This is a genomic window from Streptomyces sp. CGMCC 4.7035 (assembly GCF_031583065.1).
Classification (GTDB): Bacteria; Actinomycetota; Actinomycetes; order Streptomycetales; family Streptomycetaceae; genus Streptomyces; species Streptomyces yaanensis.
Map to the genome: position 1 here is coordinate 4,062,053 of NZ_CP134053.1, position 19,754 is coordinate 4,081,806.

The 19,754-nt window shown below is 70.1% G+C and carries 20 protein-coding genes and 3 pseudogenes; 13 read left to right on the top strand and 10 right to left on the bottom strand.

Going from position 1 to position 19,754, the window contains the following annotated elements; translation table 11 throughout:
- Positions 1-8 precede the first annotated feature (8 nt).
- Together Q2K21_RS17445 and Q2K21_RS17450 are read left to right on the top strand one after the other, a co-directional pair.
- Complete coding sequence (locus Q2K21_RS17445) at positions 9-890, top strand: STM4011 family radical SAM protein (RefSeq protein WP_310771768.1); 882 nt, start codon at positions 9-11, stop codon at positions 888-890.
- A gap of 446 nt (positions 891-1,336) precedes the next feature.
- Entirely contained in the window at positions 1,337-2,002 is a 666-nt protein-coding gene (locus tag Q2K21_RS17450) for a polysaccharide deacetylase family protein (protein ID WP_310771770.1), read from the top strand.
- A 60-nt stretch (positions 2,003-2,062) separates the two neighbouring features.
- Here Q2K21_RS17450 and Q2K21_RS17455 read toward each other — a convergent pair whose 3' ends face one another.
- Both Q2K21_RS17455 and Q2K21_RS17460 read right to left on the bottom strand, forming a co-directional pair.
- A complete protein-coding gene (locus Q2K21_RS17455) occupies positions 2,063-2,365 on the bottom strand; it encodes a beta-xylosidase family glycoside hydrolase (RefSeq protein WP_310771772.1) in 303 nt (100 codons plus the stop codon).
- Positions 2,275-2,781, bottom strand: coding sequence for a type 1 periplasmic-binding domain-containing protein (locus tag Q2K21_RS17460; RefSeq protein WP_310771775.1), 507 nt, complete (start codon positions 2,779-2,781; stop codon positions 2,275-2,277). Before Q2K21_RS17460 ends, Q2K21_RS17455 begins: the two co-directional genes overlap by 91 nt.
- A 160-nt stretch (positions 2,782-2,941) precedes the next feature.
- On the opposite strand from Q2K21_RS17460, the gene Q2K21_RS17465 reads away from it, so the two are divergent.
- Positions 2,942-4,306 (top strand): NAD(P)/FAD-dependent oxidoreductase, encoded by a 1,365-nt coding sequence (locus Q2K21_RS17465; RefSeq protein ID WP_310771777.1) that lies wholly within the window; start codon positions 2,942-2,944, stop codon positions 4,304-4,306.
- A 198-nt stretch (positions 4,307-4,504) separates the two neighbouring features.
- On the opposite strand, the gene Q2K21_RS17470 is transcribed toward Q2K21_RS17465, so the two are convergent.
- On the bottom strand, positions 4,505-4,912 hold the full coding sequence (locus Q2K21_RS17470) for a ChaB family protein (RefSeq protein WP_310771779.1): 408 nt from the start codon (positions 4,910-4,912) through the stop codon (positions 4,505-4,507).
- Positions 4,913-5,033: 121 nt separating this feature from the next.
- Between Q2K21_RS17470 and Q2K21_RS17475 the strand changes: the two genes are divergently transcribed.
- Both Q2K21_RS17475 and Q2K21_RS17480 read left to right on the top strand, forming a co-directional pair.
- Positions 5,034-5,405 (top strand): ferredoxin, encoded by a 372-nt coding sequence (locus Q2K21_RS17475; RefSeq protein ID WP_310771781.1) that lies wholly within the window; start codon positions 5,034-5,036, stop codon positions 5,403-5,405.
- Positions 5,406-5,528: 123 nt separating this feature from the next.
- The gene (locus Q2K21_RS17480; RefSeq protein WP_310771783.1) at positions 5,529-6,740 is read left to right on the top strand and encodes an acyl-CoA dehydrogenase family protein; all 1,212 of its coding nucleotides are present in this window, start codon (positions 5,529-5,531) and stop codon (positions 6,738-6,740) included.
- Positions 6,741-7,346: 606 nt separating this feature from the next.
- Here Q2K21_RS17480 and Q2K21_RS17485 read toward each other — a convergent pair.
- A complete protein-coding gene (locus Q2K21_RS17485; RefSeq protein ID WP_310771785.1) occupies positions 7,347-8,522 on the bottom strand; it encodes a glutathione-independent formaldehyde dehydrogenase in 1,176 nt (391 codons plus the stop codon).
- A 290-nt stretch (positions 8,523-8,812) separates the two neighbouring features.
- A complete protein-coding gene (locus Q2K21_RS17490) occupies positions 8,813-9,934 on the bottom strand; it encodes a hypothetical protein (protein ID WP_310771787.1) in 1,122 nt (373 codons plus the stop codon).
- A 602-nt stretch (positions 9,935-10,536) separates the two neighbouring features.
- Between Q2K21_RS17490 and Q2K21_RS17495 the strand changes: the two genes are divergently transcribed.
- The 3 genes and pseudogenes from Q2K21_RS17495 to Q2K21_RS17505 form a co-directional block, all read left to right on the top strand.
- Complete coding sequence (locus Q2K21_RS17495) at positions 10,537-11,382, top strand: DUF6192 family protein (protein WP_310781054.1); 846 nt, start codon at positions 10,537-10,539, stop codon at positions 11,380-11,382.
- On the top strand, positions 11,339-11,596 hold the full coding sequence (locus tag Q2K21_RS17500; protein ID WP_310771789.1) for a hypothetical protein: 258 nt from the start codon (positions 11,339-11,341) through the stop codon (positions 11,594-11,596). Before Q2K21_RS17495 ends, Q2K21_RS17500 begins: the two co-directional genes overlap by 44 nt.
- A 98-nt stretch (positions 11,597-11,694) precedes the next feature.
- Positions 11,695-12,059: pseudogene (locus Q2K21_RS17505) on the top strand (transposase); the annotation flags it as partial.
- Between the two features lie 81 nt (positions 12,060-12,140).
- On the opposite strand, the gene Q2K21_RS17510 reads toward Q2K21_RS17505, so the two are convergent.
- Positions 12,141-12,797, bottom strand: a complete 657-nt coding sequence (locus Q2K21_RS17510; protein ID WP_310771791.1) for a type III effector protein — start codon at positions 12,795-12,797, stop codon at positions 12,141-12,143.
- Between the two features lie 127 nt (positions 12,798-12,924).
- On the opposite strand from Q2K21_RS17510, the gene Q2K21_RS17515 reads away from it, so the two are divergent.
- The 5 genes and pseudogenes from Q2K21_RS17515 to Q2K21_RS17535 all read left to right on the top strand — a co-directional run.
- The gene (locus Q2K21_RS17515; RefSeq protein ID WP_310771793.1) at positions 12,925-13,356 is read left to right on the top strand and encodes an Hsp20/alpha crystallin family protein; all 432 of its coding nucleotides are present in this window, start codon (positions 12,925-12,927) and stop codon (positions 13,354-13,356) included.
- Positions 13,357-13,459: 103 nt separating this feature from the next.
- Entirely contained in the window at positions 13,460-13,855 is a 396-nt protein-coding gene (locus Q2K21_RS17520; protein ID WP_310771795.1) for a DUF2267 domain-containing protein, read from the top strand.
- Positions 13,856-13,930: 75 nt separating this feature from the next.
- Entirely contained in the window at positions 13,931-14,365 is a 435-nt protein-coding gene (locus Q2K21_RS17525; protein WP_386275616.1) for a DUF2267 domain-containing protein, read from the top strand.
- Between the two features lie 187 nt (positions 14,366-14,552).
- A pseudogene (locus Q2K21_RS17530) lies at positions 14,553-14,897 on the top strand (transposase); the annotation flags it as partial.
- A pseudogene (locus Q2K21_RS17535) lies at positions 14,886-15,364 on the top strand (ABC transporter); the annotation flags it as partial. The pseudogenes Q2K21_RS17530 and Q2K21_RS17535, both read left to right, overlap by 12 nt.
- Before the next feature lie 303 nt (positions 15,365-15,667).
- On the opposite strand, the gene Q2K21_RS17540 reads toward Q2K21_RS17535, so the two are convergent.
- The 4 genes from Q2K21_RS17540 to Q2K21_RS17555 all read right to left on the bottom strand — a co-directional run bounded on the left by Q2K21_RS17540 (position 15,668) and on the right by Q2K21_RS17555 (position 19,752).
- Positions 15,668-16,666, bottom strand: a complete 999-nt coding sequence (locus Q2K21_RS17540) for a Gfo/Idh/MocA family protein (protein WP_310771799.1) — start codon at positions 16,664-16,666, stop codon at positions 15,668-15,670.
- Entirely contained in the window at positions 16,663-17,688 is a 1,026-nt protein-coding gene (locus tag Q2K21_RS17545) for a Gfo/Idh/MocA family protein (RefSeq protein ID WP_310771801.1), read from the bottom strand. The genes Q2K21_RS17540 and Q2K21_RS17545 overlap by 4 nt, the downstream gene beginning before the upstream one ends.
- Before the next feature lie 122 nt (positions 17,689-17,810).
- Positions 17,811-18,572: an SDR family oxidoreductase gene (locus Q2K21_RS17550; protein ID WP_310771803.1), complete on the bottom strand. Its 762-nt coding sequence runs from the start codon at positions 18,570-18,572 to the stop codon at positions 17,811-17,813.
- A gap of 16 nt (positions 18,573-18,588) precedes the next feature.
- Positions 18,589-19,752 carry a phytanoyl-CoA dioxygenase family protein gene (locus Q2K21_RS17555; RefSeq protein ID WP_310771807.1) on the bottom strand — a complete coding sequence of 388 codons (1,164 nt, stop codon included), beginning with the start codon at positions 19,750-19,752 and terminating at the stop codon, positions 18,589-18,591.
- Between the last annotated feature and the right edge of the window lie 2 nt (positions 19,753-19,754).

The following is a 19,754-nucleotide window of genomic DNA, read 5'->3' on the forward strand; positions in this document are numbered from 1 at the left end:
CGGCTGCGATGGACCTGACCCTCCTGTACCGCGGCCCCCTGGCGTCCTGCGACTACGACTGCCCGTACTGCCCCTTCGCCAAGCGCCGCGACAGCAGGGAGCAGTTGCGCGCGGACCGTGCGAGCCTGGAGCGGTTCGCCGCCTGGGCCGCCGGCCACACCGGCGACCGCCTCTCGGTCCTCTTCACCCCTTGGGGAGAGGGCCTGGTGCGCTCCTGGTACCGGCGCACCCTCACCGATCTCTCCCACCAGCCGCACATCCGCCGCGTCGCCATCCAGACGAACCTCAGCTGCCGCACCGACTGGCTGGCCGACGCCGACCTCGACACCCTGGCCCTGTGGTGCACGTACCACCCGGGCCAGACCCCGTACGACCGCTTTCTCGCCAAGTGCCGCGAACTGGCCCGTCTCGGCGTCCGCTTCAGCGTCGGGATCGTCGGTCTGCCCGACCACCTCGAACCGGCCCGGCGCCTGCGCGCCGAGCTGCCCGAGCACGTGTACCTCTGGGTCAACGCCGCGGAGGGACACTCGTACGACGACGCGGAGGCCGGCCTCTGGACCGCCCTGGACCCGTTGTTCCCCTACAGCCGCCACCCTCACGCGAGCGCCGGCCTGCCCTGCCGCACCGGCGAGTCCGTGATCTCGGTCGACGGTGACGGCACGGTCCGCCGCTGCCACTTCGTCCGTACCGAACTGGGCAACTTCTACGACGGCTCGTACCGCACGGCACTTGGCCCGCGCCCCTGCCCTCTGACCGTCTGCGACTGCCACATCGGCTACGTCCACCTGGAGACACTGCCGCTCTACGACGTCTTCGCGGGCGGCGTCCTGGAACGGATCCCCGCGGCGCCCGACATGAAGGACGTAAAGCTCCTTCCCCTGGTCACGTAGGGGAGTTGCCTGGAACCACGGGGAGAAGGGGCGGTGCCGTCCTGCGAACCTCGGCCGAGGCGACTGCTCCGCGAAGGATCGTTGGCGAACCCTTACCGCCGTCTTCCCGATCATGGTTTGTTCACCGCATACGGTTACCGTGACGGGCGGCGGCCGCCCGTGGGTAAACCTTCGACCAGGTGGGGGAGCGGATGACACGCAGTCGCCGGGCAGTGCTGGCTGCCCTGGCGGGAAGCGTGCTCGCCGGATGTGCGGGCCCGAAGAACGCGACGAGCGGCCGGACGTCAACGTCCGGCCCACCCCCCGCACCCGGAGCGACCGCCACGGCCACCCCGGCCCCTGCCTCCCCGGCCCCTGCCTCCCCGGCCGTTGCCTCTCCGGCCACGACGCCCACCGCGGCGCCCGCGGCCACCCGTGCCGACGTCGTGGCCCGCTACGGACATGCCGTGCCGCACACCTGGGGCTTCGAGGCGCCCGGAGTGGTGCACACGCTGCCGACCCGGAAACGCGTGATCGCGCTGACCTTCGACGCCTGCGGCGGCCCCGGCGGCAGCGGCTACGACCGGGCGCTGATCGACTTCCTCCGCGCACGGGAGATACCGGCGACCCTCTTCATAAACTCCCGCTGGACCGACGCCAACCCGGCGATCTTCCGCCGACTGGCCGCCGAGCCGCTGTTCGAGATCGCCAACCACGGCACCCGGCACCGCCCGCTGTCGGTCACCGGGCGCTCCGCCTACGGCATCCCCGGCACCCGCAGCGCGGCCGAGGTGTACGACGAGATCGCCGGCAACCGGGCCGAGCTCACCCGGTTGCTGGGCGCCCCGCCGCGCTTCTTCCGGTCCGGCACCGCGTACTGCGACGACGTCGCGGCACGGATCGTCACCGACCTGGGAGAGCGTTTCGTCAGCTTCTCCGTCAACGGCGACGGTGGTGCCACCTTCACCCCCGAACAGGTCCGTACCACCGTCGCGGCTGCCCAGGGCGGATCCATCGTCCTGTGCCACATGAACCACCCCGCCGGCGGCACCGCTCGCGGCATCGCCGCCGCCGTCCCCCACCTGCTGGCCACCGGCCACAGCTTCGTCCGTCTGTCGGACGCGCTGCACTGACGGGGGGTCCGGCGTACTTCGTCGCGGCCGAGCGTCCGTGAACAGGGACGCCCGGCCGCGTCAGGTGGGCGTGCACGTGAGGCGGAAGCCGGTGAAGTCGGCGGTGAACGCGGCGTCGACGAGGTCGCGGGCGTGGATCCCGGCGAACGCGCCGGTGAAGCGCAGCCGGGAGCCGTAGTCGTCCGACAGACGGCTGAAGTCGAGCGGCGGCCCGATCGGTGCGCGTGTTTCGTCCCACAGGAACCAGAACTGCGCGTAGGCGCCGTCGACGCTCACGCCCAGCGTGACCGGATCGCCCTGTTCCACGTCGAGGAGCGCGACCTGGCGGGCGCCCTCCTCGTCGCGCTCCACCAGGCTGAGCACCCTGCGGCCGGCGCCCTCCCACTGCTGGCCGCGCTGCGGCTCGCCCTCAGCGAGTCCGCGATACGCGCCGTGCGGTCCCGGTTCTCGTGGGTGTCGGCGGTGCCTCCGACGAGGATGACGGCCTTCGTGCGCTGGGCGCGCATCATCTCGATGAAGTCCAGCTGGTGCTCGGGGTCGCCGTCCGTGCTGCACACCAGGCACAGATGGCCGAGCCGGGTCGCCTCGCGCTCCACGCCGTGCGCCATGTGCGTGAACGACGGCCCTGTGATGTCGTCGAGGACGAACGCCAGGGTCGGCGTGGCGACGCCCGCGACCGCCTTGGCACGGGCGTCGGCCCGCTCTTCCTGGTCAAGATCCGCCCCCTTTTGCGCCGGGACCGACGGCGGCCCGCCGCGCCGACGTGCGGCAACGCTCATGGCAACCGGTTCCCGGACGGGAGGCCAGCAGTGGGGGAGCGGCACGGGCAGGCGGTCGGGGGAGAAGGCCGTATGCGGCTCGGGAGCCCTATCGGATGCGGGCCGGGGCCGTGTTCCCTAGCGTGGCAGGCGTATATGTCTCCGTCTGGAGGGACCTGTCATGACCGTGCCCCGGATCGTGATCGTAGGCGGCGGCTTCGCCGGGATGGAGACCGTGCACAGGCTGGAGCGGATCCTCAAACCCGCCGAGGCCTCACTGAGACTCATCACCCCCTACGACCACCAGCTCTATCTGCCCCTGCTCCCGCACGTCGCCTCGGGAATCCTCACCCCGCAGTCGGTCGCCGTCTCGCTGCGCCGACTGCTGCGTCGCACGGTCATCGTGCCCGGCGGGGCGATCGGCATCGATCCCGCTGCCAAGGCCGTGGTCGTCCAGAAGATCAACGGCGAGAGGACCGTGGAGCACTACGACTACCTGGTGCTGACGCCGGGGAGTGTGACACGGCAGTTCGACATCCCCGGGGTGAACCAGCACGCGGTGGGCATGAAGACGCTCGCCGAGGCGGCCTGGGTCCGCGACCACGTCATCTCCCAGCTCGACCTCGCGGCGGCGAGCTCCGACCCGGCCGAGCGCGAGATGCGGCTGCAGTTCGTGGTCGTCGGCGGCGGCTACGCCGGTACCGAGACCGCCGCCTATCTGCACGACCTCACCACCGCGGCCGTCAAGCGCTATCCAGGCCTCGACCCGGCCCTCATCAAGTGGCACCTCGTGGACATCGCGCCCCGACTCATGCCCGAACTGGGCGAGCGGCTGGGCGCGAAAGCGCTCACCATCCTGAAGCGGCGCGGCCTGAACGTCTCCCTCGGGGTCTCGGTCGCCGAGGCCACGGAGGACACTGTCACCCTCACCGACGGCCGCAAGCTGCCCTGCCACACGCTGATCTGGACCGCGGGGGTCGCGGCGAGCCCGCTGATCGCCACGTTGGACGCCGAGACCAACCGGGGCCGGCTGGTCGTCGGGCCCGACCTGACCGTGCCGGGCCTGGACGGGGTCTTCGCCCTGGGGGACGCCGCCGCGGTGCCCGACCTGCACAAGGGCGGCGACGCGGTGTGCCCGCCGACCGCCCAGCACGCCATGCGCCAGGGCTGGGCCGCCGCGAAGAACGTCGCGGCGACCCTGCGCGGCGCGCCGCGCAGCCCCTACCGCCACCGCGACCTGGGGCTCGTCGTCGACCTCGGCGGCATCCGGGCCGTCTCCAAACCGCTCGGCGTGGAGCTCACCGGCCTGCCCGCGCAGGTCGTCGCGCGCGGGTACCACCTGGGGGCGCTGCGCACGATTCCGGCCCGCCTGCGCACCCTGACCAACTGGACGCTGAATTCGCTGGCGGGCTACGACTTCGTCCGCACCGGCTTCCAGGCCGGCCGCCCCGCCACGCTCAAGGACTTCGAGCGGACCGACGTCTATCTCAGCCCCGACCTGATCGCCTCGCACATGGCCCCGAAGACGACCGACTCGGACCGCTGACTGCGACGAAGGACCGAGGCGGCCGACTGCGACGACGTGCGCCGCGAGGCGACCGACCATTTTTTGACTCGCTCGTCTGCGGGGCGCCTGAGCCGGTGTCGAGAGCCCGACGGTGCTCAGCGCTTCGCGCCTCCGCGCTCCCCGAGCTCTTCGGGCAGGGGACCCCACGTACTCTTGGCATCGGCGCGCCCCTCCGGCTCATTCGCGCGAGCGCGCGGCCCGGGTTCTCGAACGGTTCTCCTTGCGGATCGCGTCCAGGAGCTCCGCCTTCGACATCCGCGACCGATCTTCGACGCCGAGGCGCTTCGCGACGTCGTAGAGGTGTTCCTTCGACGCCTGCTCGTCGACGCCCTCGCCGCTGCGTCCGCCCAGCTGCCGGGGCCGGGCCGACTGCGGGTCCGAGGGGCCCTTGCGGCCGCCCTCCTTGCGCTCCCAGTGGTCGCCGACCTTCTCGTACATGTGCTTGAGCGCGCCGTACGCCACCCGGTGCGCGCGCTCGCCCTCGCCGTACTGCTCCACCGCCGAGTCGTGGGCCTTGATCCAGGTGCGCTGGGCGTCGCGGGGGGAGCGCTCCAGCGTCGACGGCAGTTCCTCTCGTCCGGGCACGGGTTCCACCTCCGCATCCCATGGCCCTCCAGGCCCTGCGAGTGCCCTTCACCGAGCGGGAAAAACGGGTCCGACCCCGGGGAGGCGGTTTGACGGGGTCCGCACTGGCTACCCGCACCCCGTGACGACGACATCCCAACAGGAGGTCTACCGCTTCCTGGAGGATCGCTTCGCCTGTGCGCAGGCCTGCACCGAGTGTGCGCGGGCCTGCGCCATGCGTGCGAGCCGAGCGGAACCGGACGGGACCCAGGACCAGGAACTTCTGCGACGCAAGGGGATCATGTGCGCGGAGGCCTGTGACGCGACGTGCCGCGTGCTGTCCGAGCAGGACCCCCAGGACGAGGCCGGCGTCCGCGGCCAGCTTGAGTGGTGCCGGGCGGTCTGCCTGGACTGCGCGCACGTCTTCGACGGGCACCCCGGCAGCGAGGAGGTCGCGCGGGCGTGCCGGGGGTGCGCCCGGGCGTGCACGGCCTTCCTCGCGATGCTGGGCTGACGCGCCGGCGGTTCCGCTCCTACCCGGACGCGCCCGCATTCCGGTTCACCGGCATTCCCAATTTCTGAAACACGTTCTACGGTGTGCGCCGACAGGACCGGCCTTGGGGAGCCTGGAGGCGCCGTGCATCTCGAATACACGCCCGAGCAGCAGCGGTTGCGCACCGAGTTGCGCCACTACTTCGCCGAACTGGTGCCGGACCACGCCCATGCCCTCCCCCATAGCCCTAAACGCATGGGAGGTGCCCCCATCGGCGACCCGACCGCGCAGAAGCGGTTCTACCGCGACACCATCCGCCGCCTCGGCGGCGACGGGTGGCTCGGCGTGGGCTGGCCCAAGGAGTACGGCGGGCGCGGACTGACCCCCCTGGAGCAGTTCATCTTCTTCGACGAGGCGGCCCAGGCGGGGGTACCGCTGCCGCTGATGGCACTCAACACGGTCGGCCCGACGCTCATGCAGTTCGGCACGGAGGAACAGAGGGCCTACTTCCTGCCGAAGATCCTCTCCGGTGAGATCGACTTCGCGATCGGCTACAGCGAGCCGGACGCCGGGACCGATCTCGCCTCCCTCAAGACCCGAGCCGTCCGCGAGGGCGACGAATACGTCGTCAACGGGCAGAAGATCTGGACCACCAACGGGGACACCGCGGACTGGGTGTGGCTGGCGGTCCGCACCGACCCTGACGCCCCGCCGCACAAGGGCATCACCATGCTGCTCGTGCCGACCACCGACCCCGGCTACTCCTGCACCCTGATCAACACGCTCGCCTCGCACGACACCACCGCGAGCTACTACGAGAACATCCGGGTCCCCGTCTCCCGGCGCGTCGGCGAGGAGAACAAGGGCTGGCGGCTGATCACCAACCAGCTCAACCACGAGCGTGTCACCCTCGCCGCGCACGGCACCATGGCCATCCGCGCCCTGCACGACGTGCAGCGCTGGGCCATGGAGACCAAGCTCGCCGACGGCCGCCGGGTGATCGACCTGCCGTGGGTACGCCGCCGACTCGCCCAGACGCACACGAAGCTCGACGCGATGAAGCTCCTCAACTGGCAGATGGTGAACGCCGTCCAGGAGGGCACGCTCACCCCGCAGGACGCCTCCGCCGTCAAGGTCTACGGCTCCGAGGCCCGCCGCGACGCGTACGCCTGGCTCATGGAGATCGTCGCGGCCGCGGGCGCCCTCCAGGCGGGCTCGGCGGGCGCCGTGCTCCATGGGGAACTGGAGCGCGGCTACCGTTCAGCCGTGATCTTCACCTTCGGCGGCGGGAACAACGAGATCCAGCGGGAGATCATCTCCTGGATCGGTCTGGGGATGCCCCGCGTCCGCCGGTGACCGTCCTGTGACCGAGCATTTTAGTTCGCCCCTGGGGGCTCATGCCGATGTGAGATCTACCGGCTGGCAGCTCGCGCTGACGGCCTTCAACGCCAGCTCCCAGTGCAGATCTCTTGCGTCGATACCCACGCGCCAGGAGACGAGGGAGGTCGCCAGCCGGTCGAGTTCACAGCACAAAGCATCAGGAGCGACTCCACGCTCATGCGCGATCCGGTCCATTTCGGCACACCCCCGACCGCCGGAGGGATCCGTGTGTGGAGTAAGTCAGAGGGTGGTCAGCTGCAAAGAAGGGGCGTCGGCATCCAAGCCGCACGTCCTCGCCGTCCGCAGCGCCCAGTCGGCAGCGCTCCGGCGGTCCGGACGCGCGGGACACTGAGCGAACAACACGGCAGACCCGGCCTGTCGAGTAGGCGCCCGGCAAGCCGGCCTGGGGGAGGCGTCCGCCATCCGTTCAACCGGGCCGGACGCGGGCGATCGCCCCTGGTTCGGGTCCGACCGGAGAGCAAGCGAAACGCCGTCCGTCAGTCCCGGTGGAGCCGGGGTCGATCGCCACTCGTCGGCCGGACCGGTCCCCGGGAACAGGCGGACGGCGGCCCTCGGGTTTCCTTACCGCTTGTGGCCGTTCCCATGTCCGTTCGGATGCAGGACCACCTTGGTCCAGCCCTCGTCACGGGCGTCGAAGTGCTCGTAGGCGTTGGGGGCCTCGTCCAGGCTGAGCTCGTGGGAGACGACGAAACTCGGCTTCGCCTTCCCGCCGGCGATCAGATCCCGCAGCGCCCGGTTGTACTTCTTCACCGGCGCCTGCCCGGTCCCCATGTGCTGGCCCTTGAACCACATCATGCCGAAGTCGATCGGGACCTTGCCCTGAGCTTCCAGCTCCCCCTGGGCCTCCGCGCCGCCGGGGTCCTGGGGCAGGAACACGCCCACCACACCGATGTCGCCGGTGAACCTGACCGAGTCGATCAGGCCGTTGAGTGTGAGGCTGGCGTCCTCGTGTCCCTCAGGGTCGTGCGCCTGGTAGCCGACGCATTCGCAGCCGTTGTCGGCGCCCAGACCGAGGGTGGCCTCCTTGACGACCTCCGCCGGGTTCCGCTCGGCGGTGTTGATCGGGATGGCCCCGATCTCCTCCGCCTTGCGCAGCCGGTCGGCCTGGTGGTCGGCCGTCCAGACGCGGCCGGCGCCCTTGAGGAGGGCGGAGTAGGTCGCCATCAGCCCGACGGGACCGGCCCCGAAGACGATGGTCTGGTCGCCCGGCTTGACGTGGGCCATCTCGGTGGCGTGATAGCCGGTGGGGAAGATGTCGGCGAGCATCACGTAGTCGGTCTGCCGCTCGGCGGCGTCCTCGCCCAGACGCAGCGCGTTGAAGTCGCCGTAGGGCACGCGCAGCAGCTCCGCCTGGCCGCCCTGGTACGGGCCCATGTCGGCGAATCCGTAGGCGGCTCCCGCGAGGGCCGGTTCCGGCTGCATGGTCAGGCAGTAGTTGGTCAGGCCCTGCTCGCACTGCTTACAGAAGCCGCAGGCGATGTTGAAGGGCAGGACCACATACTCGCCCACCTGGACCTTGCGGACGGCCGAGCCGACCTCCACCACCTGACCCATGTTCTCGTGTCCCAGGGTGCGGCCGGACTCGAACGAGGTGCGACCCTCGTACATGTGCAGGTCCGAACCGCAGATGTTCGTGGTGGTGATCTTGACGATGATGTCGCAAGGATGTTCGATTTTTGCGTCCGGTACGTCCTTCACTGTGACCGTTCGCGGTCCTTCGTATACCGCTGCTTTCATGGTGACTTTCCTTGATGTCGCGGCATGGCGGTGATGGAGAGGGCGCAAAGAGCCTGACTCTCGCAAGCGCTACGACGGGGTCCGCGGCTCCGGCACGCCTCTGCGGGCCGCTCACCTGGATCAGATGGAATGGTGGTTTTGCCGCCGGCCCGCCAGAGGGAGCTCCGGCGGCGTGCCGTGCGGGTGCCCGTCGGCCCCCGAGGTGAAACAACCACGCACCGACCGATCAGCGGAATCTCCGGACCCGGACGACCACCAACCGACGGCACATCTCCGACTGAGGTCACCCGCTAGTCACCGTGGTCGTCCTGCAGCACGCTGCGACGCTCCTGTTCGCGCTTGGAGTAGGCGGCTGCCCGGATCGCCTCGTCGCTCTCCAGGCCCGATCCCAGCGCGCCACCCACCGTGGCGACCGAAGCGACGAACCAGGACAACGTCCAGTACTCCGTGACGTGCAGCGGAATTCGTGTCGTGGAAGCGAACAACCGGTCGTTGAGGATGAACAGAGCCCACGCCAGGTTGATGACCACCAAACCCACGTAGCAGACGATCACCCCGATACCCACGGTCACGACCGTCGAGGCGTTGTAGAGAGCCGCCCTCTTCCTCGCCTCCGGCGAAACCTCATCCGTTCGATGCCACAGGTTCGCGTCCAAGATCAGCCAGCCGATCATGAGAGCGACAGACCCGACCATGGCGATCACTAGGCGTGGCGTGCTCAGGGAGGTGGCCAGGTTCCAGATGGTGGAGTTCACAGTGGCGACTGCTCCCGTGGCGAGTGCGGCCGCCAGGGCTTTCGACAAGCCCGGCACCAAGCGCCACGGCCGGTTGGCGCGGACCATACCGAGGAGCACCCTCAGGTAACCGCGCGGCCCACTGACGACGTACCGCAGATCGGCGATCTCCTCCTCACCGACCTGGCCCGGATGGAAAGGCGCGAGACGACCGATGAAGGGCCCCCGCAGCGGCTGACTTCCCGGAGGCCCCTCAGCCCCCGTGGCCTGCGGGCCCGCCAGGCTGAGCACGGCTTCTTCCACGACCTGCCGGGCCCTTGTCTGCAGCCGGAAGCCCCCCAGCGGGGGAAGAGACAGCAGCGCCAAGCCGTGTTCGTGACTCAGATCCACCACGAGCTTGCGCCCATGTGAGTGCAGCGGAAGGTCGGTGAGGGCCACGACGATGTCCCAGTGCCCCTCACTTCCGCGGTCCATGATCCGGTGCATCAAGGTGGGCGGGTCCTCGGCCCCTGCGGTGAAGGGCTCACTGACCACCTCGACGTCGAACCGTCGTCCCTGGCCCGACTTGTCGGCGAGCCGATCAGGAAGCATCCGGGCCATGCGCTGCGCGATCTCCGTCGGCGCATCCGGATCCGCCAGAAGAGCCACGACCGTAACGTCCTGAGACGACACCGGCATGACTCCTTCTCGTCGGCTGCCCCCGCGATCGCACGTGGCCACAGGATGCCCCCGAGGTAACGCCGACGCCGCGTGACACGCTGGCCCCTGCCGGCAGGTGCAGGCGGTACGGTCGGATCTCCTCGTGCTCCCCTGTGCAGGACCTGCTCCACCACGGGCCACACGGTTGCGTGCGCCACCGCGAACACCAGCTCCGCGCCACCCCGGTCGGCACCGCACGCCGTGCCACTGGACACCCTGCTTCGGTGTCCTGCCCGGGAGTTACGGCTCGAACCGCTCCCACGGCGCGCCCTGACCAGCGATCCGATGATGTGCCCGATTCGGTTTCGGACGGTCAGTTGCGGTCATTGCTGGTGGTGGATCTCGAACTGGATTGATTCTGTGGGAGTTGGGCCGGGGTGTTGTCGCCGGTACCGCGAGCGCTACGAGCAGATCATCGCCGCCGACCGGGAACTGGTCGGGCAGATGCAGCGCATCCAGTTCACCATCGGAGACCACGCGCTGGAGATCGAGCCGATGCAGCGGGTGGGCGGCGCGCATCCGGCCCCCGGCGAGGAGCCGTTCGGCGTTGATGTGTCCTTGCAGTTGATGTGTCCTTGCAGATGTATGCCGACGACTTGGGGCTGTCGCCCAGTACGGTCCGCAGCTACCGGTTCGCCGCCCACCGCTGGCCCGAAGGGCAGCGTCGTCATGGCGTCTCCCACAAGGTCCACTACATCCTCGCGGGCATCCCGGACGACCAGGTGCGCTTCGAGACGATCGACGCCCCTCCGCTGGACGAACGCGCCCGGGTGCGGCGCTGGACGACGGGTCTGGCCAAGAAACACGTCGGACAGCTCCCGGACCGTCCCGGGACACCTGCGCAGAAGGTCGCGGCCATCCACCGCCCGGCCGACGATGACGAGGTCCCGGCCCAGGTGGCCACAGATGGCCTGCGCCGTCCGGCGGTCGCGGCCAAAGTGGTCGCTGACGACACCGCCCGCCACATGGTCAACAAGGCGCAGACCACGCAGCATGAGACCGAGGTCGTCCACGACCTCATCGAGGACGACCAGGTCGCAGCCCAAGTCGCCTTCGACGTGCTGCGCCGTCCGGAGGTCGCGTCCAGGGTGGTCGCCGACGACACCGCCCGTCACGCGGTCAACCGGGCCCAGACCGACCGCTCCCAGCAGCGGGCCGATCCCTTCCGCCGCGAGACACCGACCGGGCGGACCGTCCGGAAGATCGAACGGACCCAGGAGTTCCTTGACCTGGTCGGCGCCTGCCACCACTTCGTGGCCGCCTGCGGGAAGGCGGTGCCCCAGCTGCCCGGCCGGACGCTGTCGGACGACGAACGGGCAGTCCTGGCGCAGAACGTCGCCCGCTGCCGGGCCACGCTGGACTGGCCTGACCACGCTGCGCGATATGTGCGCCGAACGCGGCTGGCCGCCGGTGATCTGGACCCGTGACCTGGGCTATCACTTCTGCGCGAGCGAGGCGGAACCGGAGGAATGGGAACTGGCCTGGCTCCGCGAGAAGCTCACCCAGTTCCGCCGGATGATCACGGGCGCGATCGGCCCGCACCTGGCCCTGTTCCCCAAGAGCGTCTGGGTCGGCTACCTCAGCGACCAGATGAAGGCGATCGAGTCGAACCTCGCGCTGGCCGCCCGGCCACCGCGCTGACCTACTCCACGGCCAGGACGCCCACCACAGAGCCAGGAGACCGGGGCCCGGCCCACGCCTCCGCAGTACCCCCCAACCGGGCCGGGCCCTGCCTCCTCATGCGTGAACCCCGCTACCCCTTCGACATGAGCGACGCCGAATGGGCAGTCATCGAACCGCTGTTGCCCGTCCCGGCCTGCCAGAAACCGACCGGAGGACACCCCGAGGCCCACCCCCGCCGCGAGATCGTCGACGGCATCCGCTATCTCGTCGACAACGGGATAAAGTGGCGGTCCATGCCCGCCGACTACCCTCCGTGGCGGACAATTTACGGATTCGCGCGGGCTGGGCCGCCGTCGGTTACGGATTCGCGCGGGGCTGGGCCGCCGTCGGTTACGGATTCGCGCGGGGCTGGGCCGCCGCCGGGGTCGTCGGCGTCATCCGCGACCAGCTCCGCCGCAGCGTGCGCCGCTCCGGAGCGCGTGAACGTGCAGCTGGTGCGTGATGTTCTGAACTGGTTTGCGTGGATCGCTGGTCAGGGGGTCTGCCAGGGGGATGCGTTGCGTCACACCTCTGGGCAACAGGTGAGGTCAGGGGGTGTGAGGGTGTCGAGTTGTGCTGCGAGGTCGGGGTGGGCGGTGGCTAGGTGGGGGCGGGTGTCGCTGAGAGGGCGGATGAGCTCGGCGGGGTCGTCCTGGGCGAGGGCGGCGTGGAGTTGGCTGAGCGGTTGGCGGGCCGCGGTGGGCAGGTCGGTGAGGGCGGTGATCTGGCCGGCGATGCGGCGCAGGTCGGCTGCGTTGCGGCGGGCCCAGGTGGCGGTGGTGCGTTCGGCGGCGCGGCGTTCGCGGGTGGCCTGGACGCGTTGTTCGCCGGTGGTTCCGGCCGGGCCGGGCCGGCCGCGCAGGTAGCGGCGTTCGGCGGCCTGGCGGCTGGCGACGCCAAGGGGGTGGGCGAGATCGGCCCAGCTGGCGCCCGCGTGGCGGGCGGTTTCGATCAGGCCGGTTTCCCATCCGGCGAGCTGCTCGCGTACCTGCCGCAGCAGCAGGAGCGAGGCCAGGGCCTGCTCCGGGCCGATGTCATGGTTCTCGCCAGTGTCGGGGTCCTTGTGTCGGGCGGCATGCAGGGCGTCCTCTATGGCGTGAAGGGCTGCCGCGGTGGCGAAGAACGACGCCGGGCTTGGAGTGTCGGCACTGGACGATGCCGGCTGGTCGGCCGGGGTCATGGGCACCTCCCTCAGATGGTCATCCTTTGGACGACGCCTTGTTTGTCATCCATCGGATGACATGTTACAACGGTGTCAGTGAGGCGCATTGGCAGCAACTGCCCGAACTACCTGGAGGTGTTTTCCGATGTTGATGCGCACTGACCCCTTCCGTGAGCTGGACCGGCTGGCCCAGCAGCTGATGGGTCCGGGCACCTGGTCCAGGCCGTCCCCGATGCCGATGGACGCCTACCGCGAGGGCGGCCAATACGTGGTGGCCTTTGACATCCCCGGCGTCAGCGCGGACGCGATCGACATCGACGTCGAACGCAATATGCTGACCGTCAAGGCCGAGCGCCGGCCAGTGACGAAGGCCGACGACGTGCAGATGGAGCTGTCGGAACGGCCGCTGGGCGTCTTCTCCCGCCAGATCGTGCTCGCCGACACGCTGGACACCGAGCACATCCAGGCCGACTACGACGCAGGCGTGCTCACCCTGCGCATCCCGATCGCCGAGCGCGCCAAGCCCCGCAAGATCGCCATCGGCGTCGGATCCGGCCACAAGGAGATCTCCGGCTGAGCCGGACCCTATGAGGGGTGAACAGCGGCGGAGGACGGGTACCTGATCTCCCCCTCGCCCGTCCTCCGCGCCCCGTGGGCCTGAGGAAGGGGTGACAGTCGACGTGACAGTGCGACGGGAAGCGTTCCTCCAGCATGTGAAGGAACGCGGCGAATACGACACCCTGCAGGAAGCCGAACGCGCGGCCCGCGTGGTGCTCGCCCTGCTGGGCGCACACCTGGTCGGCGAGGTACGCGCCCAGCTGGCGGCGCGTCTGCCGGAAGGCTTCGCCCTGATCCTTCTCAACCCGCTGCAGAGCGCCGAGCCGCTACCCCCGGAGCGGTTCGTGCGGGCGACAGCGGCCTGGATCGAGGGCGCCACCGAACAGACCGCGGCCTGGGACGTCAGCGCCGTCCTGTCCACGGTCGCCGACGCCACCGGCGACGACCTCCTCAAACAGATCCTGCTCCAGCTCCCCGCAGGCTACGACCTCCTCTTCGGCCGCCCCCAGCCCACCTGACCACCCACCCCCGGTGACCCGGTGACCGCACACCGGCCACCACGACCTGGTGACAGAAAGGCAACCACCGCAGTGATGTCCGACCACAGCGCACCGCTCCAGCAGCCCTACAGCAGGGCGTATGAGCAGATGCTGGAAAAGGTCCGCTACGACGGCGCCTACCCCACCCGGGAGAAGGCCGAGGAAGCCGTCCGCCTCGTGCTTTCGGGACTGGGACGCCAGCTGACCGGCGACGAACGCGTCGAACTGGCCGCCCGCCTCCCCGTCGAAGCCGCGCGCATCCTCAGCGCCCAGATCCCCGACACCCAGCCGGTGGGCGGCTGGGCCTTCGTCAAGGACCTCGCCGCCCGCGCCGGCGCCTCCCTGGCCACCACCCGCTGGGACACCGGATCCGTCTTCTCCGCCGTCGCGGCCTACGCCGGCCCCGACCTGCTGACTCGCATCCTGCGCCAGCTCCCCTCCGGCTACGCGCTGCTGTTCGGCCACGCCGAACTCACCCAAGCCGCATAGACGGGCCGCGCCTTTCCGGGCCACAGTATGCCGGTGACCGTGACGCGTACACGCGCAGCAAAGAGTGCGTAGCGCGTCACGGTCACCGGCATCATGCTGACGCGGCCAGGGCCGCCACGTGGCCCGACACCGACGCTGGAAGCACCTCTCATACGCGCTCCGAGGATCGCAAACAGGCGTCGGAAGCATGCCGACGCGACGCCCGTATCCGAGTGATCTGTCCGATGCCCGCTGGGAATTGATCGAGCCTGTGCTCTCGGCCTGGCGCTTCGAGCGCCGCGGCGGGGCCCTGGACTTCGGCCGGCCGCCCCAGCACGACCTGCGCGACATCATGGACGCGATCTTGTATGTCGACCGCACCGGGGTCCAGTGGCGCTATTGACGCCGAGCCATCGGCCTGTGTGATCGACGCCCGGAGCGTCAAAACCTCCACCAGCGTTCACGCCTCCAGCCAGGGCATCGACGCCGGGAAGAAGATCGTGGGCAGGAAGCGGAGATCGTCACCGACACCATCGGTCTCCTGTTCGTCGTGGAGCACGACATGGACGTCGTACGGCGGGCGGACTGGGTGGTCGACATCGGCCCCGGGGCGGGCGAGGGCGGCGGACGAGTGCTGTACAGCGGCCCGGTCGCCGGTCTTGCGCGGGTCGGGGGTCGGCCACGAGCCAGTACCTGTTCGTACGCGCCCAGCCGCTCGATCACCGCCCGCGCACACCGCACGGCTGGCTGCACCTGAGCGGCGTCTCCCGCCACAATCTGCACGACGTGTCCGTCGACGTACCGCTCTGCGTACGGACGGCGGTGACGGGCGTGTCCGGTTCCGGAAAGTCGACGCTGGTGACGCAGGTGCTCGCCGAGGTCGTCCGCGGCCACCTCGGACTCGTACCCGACGAGCCCGACGAGGCGCAGTTGGAGGTCGACGTCCAGGACGCGTCGGGGGTCGAGTCGTTCGACCGGCTGGTCCGGGTCGACCAACGGCCCATCGGCCGCACTCCCCGGCGTCCGTCCTCGGTTGATGGTTCAGCGCGGACTGAATCGCAGGCAGTGACATGGGCCGCGGAAAGCCCAGCGATCCTTGGTGGGATCTTCACGGACGCTCGAGCGACCGTCGCCTCTGGGTGAGACCGTCACCATGTCGCTGTCGCTGTGTGCATGGGAGCGGTGACATGCCTTGTGACCTGCGCTGTACCAAAGTGCCAACCATCTTGCTGATCGGTATCTCCAGGCGGTCGAGCCAGTTGGCATCTGTGCAGGTCGCGGGGCGTTGCCTTGTGTCAACCAGCAAGCCTGGTCACACCGTCCTCAGCTGCGGGGCCGGGGCGCGAACCCGGCCTTCTCGTAGCACTCGTCGATGAGCCGCATCGTCGCCAGCGCGTCCTCCGCGTCGAGCGGCAGCGGCTCACCGCCTTGGACGTGGGCCGCGAACGCGTCGAGCTGGTAGGTGTACGAGGACCTGCGGCCCAGCTCCTCCGTCCGCTCGCCCGCCTCCGTGCGCACGACGACCCGGTCGTCCTGGTGCGGCAGCACGAAGTCGACTGCGACGGCCTCGCCCCGGGTGCCGACCACCCGGCAGGTCGCCTGCCAGGTGTCGTACGCCATGGAACAACGCGCGGAGCCGGTCGCGCCGTTCGGGAACTCGAGTTCCGCGTCCAGCCACTCGTCGACGCCTGGCGCGCTCGCGCGTTCGCCGCCGCGCGCCGAGACGAGCCGGGGAGCGCCGCCCGCCCACGGGGCGAGCATCCGCTGGGCGTGCAGGCCGTAGCAGCCCAGGTCCATCATGGCGCCGCCCGCGAGCGGCAGCGACCAGCGCACGTCTTCGTCCGGTGGGGCGGGCATGGCCACCACCGTCTCCACGTGCCGCAGCTCTCCGAGTTCGCCGGAGGCCAGCAGCTCGTGCAGCCGCCGGTTGACAGGGTGGAAGAGGTAGTGGAAGGCCTCCATGAAAACCGTGCCCGCCTTGACGGCCGCGTCGCGCACCTCGGCCGCCTCCTCGGCGTTGCTCGCCGACGGCTTCTCGCTCAGCACATGCTTGCCCGCGTTCAGGGCCGCCAGATTCCACGGGCCGTGCAGCCCGTTGGCGAGCGGGTTGTAGACGACGTCGACCTCGGGGTCGGCGACGAGATCCGCGTACGAGTCCACGACCCGCTCCACGCCATGGGTGTCGGCGAACGCCCGCGCCCGGTCCCGGTCACGGGCGGCCACCGCCACCAGACGGTGGCCGCCCGCGCGGGCCGGGGCGACGAGAGCCTTCTCGGCTATCCGGGCCGCGCCCAACAGTCCGATCCGCAGGGGTTCGCTCATGCCTGGTGCACCTCGTCCATGTCCTTGCGTACCTCGTCCATCCGCACCGGTCGGTGCTCCGCCAGCGACCGTGTGCAGGCTTCGGCGATCCAGCTCGCCTCGATGGCATCGGCCACCGTACATGGCGAGGGGATGCGGCCCGCCACGACCTCGGTGAACGCGGTGAGCTCGGCACGGTAGGCGTCCGCGAAGCGGTCCATGAAGAAGTGGTGCGGGGCACCGGCCGGGAAGGTGGCGCCCGGTTCGACGGACCGCAGCGGCAGCTTGTCCTCCAGACCCACGGCGATGCTGTCCTTCATGCCGTGCAACTCCAGGCGCACGTCGTAACCGCGCGCGTTGTGCCGGGAGTTGGACACCACGGCCAGGGTTCCGTCGTCCAGGGTGAGGACCGCCGAGGCGGTGTCGACGTCGCCCGCGGCGGCGATGTACGCGGCACCGCGGTTGCCGCCGGCCGCGTACACCTCGGTGACCTCCCGTCCGGTCACCCAGCGCACGATGTCGAAGTCGTGCACGGAGCAGTCCCGGAAGATGCCGCCGGACACGGCGATGTACGCCTCCGGCGGCGGCGCCGGGTCCAGGGTGGTGGAGCGTACGGTGTGCAGCTTGCCGAGTTCGTCGGCGAGTACCGCCTTGCGCGCGGCGACACAGCCCGCATCGAAGCGCCGGTTGTAGCCGATGTGCACCTCGATGCCGCTGTCCCGCACCGCGCGCAGCACGGTCAGGCTCTCCTCGACGGTCTTCGCCACCGGCTTCTCGCAGAAGACGGGGACGCCCGCGTCGACGGCGGCGAGGATCAGCGCGGGGTGCGCGTCCGTGGCGGCGGCGATCACCACGCCGTCCACCCCGGCGGCCAGCAGCGCCTGGGGTGAGTCGACCGCCGTCGCCCCGAAGCGCTCCGCCGCCGAGGCCGCGGCCGCGGCCACGGGGTCGGTGACCACCAGGGACTCCACCGCGTCCAGTCCGGCGAGTGTGGCGGCGTGGAAAGCACCGATCCGGCCGAGGCCCAAGATGCCGATACGCATGAGAAATAGCTCCGATTGATCGTGGAGAGTGTTGCAAGAACCGACGTGAACCGACGTGAAGCGATGATGTGAACCGACGTGAAGCGATGACAGGAAGGGGACCTAAAGCGGCGCGGTGAACGTCAGTCGAGTCCGCCGAGGACGATCTGGTCCCAGTCGATCACCGACCCGGTCACCACACCACTGCGGTCGGAGAGCAGGAAGACGACGAAGTCAGCGATCTCGTCGACCTGCCCCAGCTTGCCCATCGGCTGTCTCTCGGCCGCCTGCCGGCGCCAGTCGTCCCCGGCGCCGTGGAAGGCGCGCTGGATCGCGTCCTCGCCCTCGGTGTCCGTCCAGCCGATGTTCAAGCCGTTGATCCGGATCCTGTCCCAGCGATGCGCGTGCGCGGCGTTGCGGGTGAGCCCCGCGAGTCCCGCCTTGGCGGCGACGTACGGGGCGAGGAAGGGCTGCCCGCCGTGGGCCGAGGACGTGATGATGTTGACGATGGTGCCGGGCGCCCCGCGGTCCACCATGCTCCGCACGGCCGCCTGCATCGCGAAGAACGGTGCCCGCAGATTGATCGCGATGTGCGCGTCGAACAGCTCCGGCGTGGTGTCCAGCAGCGTTCCGCGCGAGGTCAGGCCCGCCGCGTTCACCAGGCAGTCGAGGCGGCCGTGGCGCTCTACGACCTCCTCCACGCTGCCGCGCGCCTGTGCCGGGTCCGCGAGGTCGGCCCGGACGAACGCGGCACCGGTCTCGGCGGCGAACTTCTCCCCGGTCCCGGCCCGGCGCCCGGTGAAGACCACTCGCGCCCCTTCGCGCACGGCCGCCCGGACGATTCCCGCTCCGACGCCCTGGCTTCCGCCGTTGACGAGGACGACCTTGTCCTCCAGAAGTCCCATGAGTGCGATGCGCCCTTCAGATCCTGCGGCGCTCGGCGCCGGCCTGCAGTTCCCCGCGCAGCCGCTCCGGGCTCCAGCCCTCGGACACGGCCCGCCACACGGTGTCCGCCTGGGACGGCGGGGCGAGCCCGTCGACCGGCGGGTCCAGATCCAGATTGGTGGGGAAGGGATAGCCCTCGGCGCAGGCGGCGACCACCCGGCGCAGCCAGTCCTCGGCGGCCCCCTCGGCCTTGCGCCGCAGCAGCACCGGGTAGACGCCGTTCGACACCGTCTCCCGGTCGACCGTCTCCATGGCCCGGCCGAAGGCGGAGGAGATCTGCAACAGGTTCGCCATGCGCCGGATGTCCGCGGACCTGTTGTGTCCGGCGGCGTGGAAGAGCGCGGGGTTGAAGAAGACCGCGTCCCCCTTCTCCAGGGGCAGTTGGACGTGGTGCCGGTCGAAGTACGCGATGAACTCAGGCCGCCGCCAGGCCAGATAGCCGGGCTCGTACTTCTGCGAGTGCGGCAGGTACAGGGTCGGGCCGGACTCCACGGGCATGTCGCAGTGCGCCACCGCGCCCTGGAGCGTCAGCACGGGGGAGAGCCGGTGGACATGGGCCGGGTAACGGGCCGCCTGCTCCTGACCGAGGAACCCGAGGTGGTAGTCCCGGTGGACGCTCTGCGCCGCGCCGCCGGGGTTGACCTGGTTGACCTGTGAGGTGATCTGGTAGCCCGGGCCCAGCCAGGCCTCGGCGATCAGCGCCAGCATGTCGTTCGCGTAGTAGTCGGCGAACGTCTCCGGGGCGCGCACGGCCATCTTGTCGAGCGCGTTCCACACCCGGTCGTTGGTGCCGGGCTTGGCGAAGTGGTCCCCTCGGGCGATGCCCGCCGCCCGCTCGTCCTCGATGAGCGCGGTGAAGACGGCACTCGCGCGGTCCACCACGTCGAGGTCGGGGAACGCGTGCTTGAGCACCACGAAGCCGGGACCGTCGAGCAGGGCACGCACCCACTCGGTCCGAACGTGCTGCGGCTCGGCGGCCCGCAGCCGGTCGCTGTCGTACAGGGGGACGTTCTGCTCGACCGTCTCGGCGAGCGGATAGTCACCCGGATCGGTGGACCGTTCGACCAGGGTGCGGAAAGCGTCGAGGTCGCAGTCCTTCTCGCTCAGCCAGGTTCTGGGTCCGGCGGCGGTGAGAGACATCG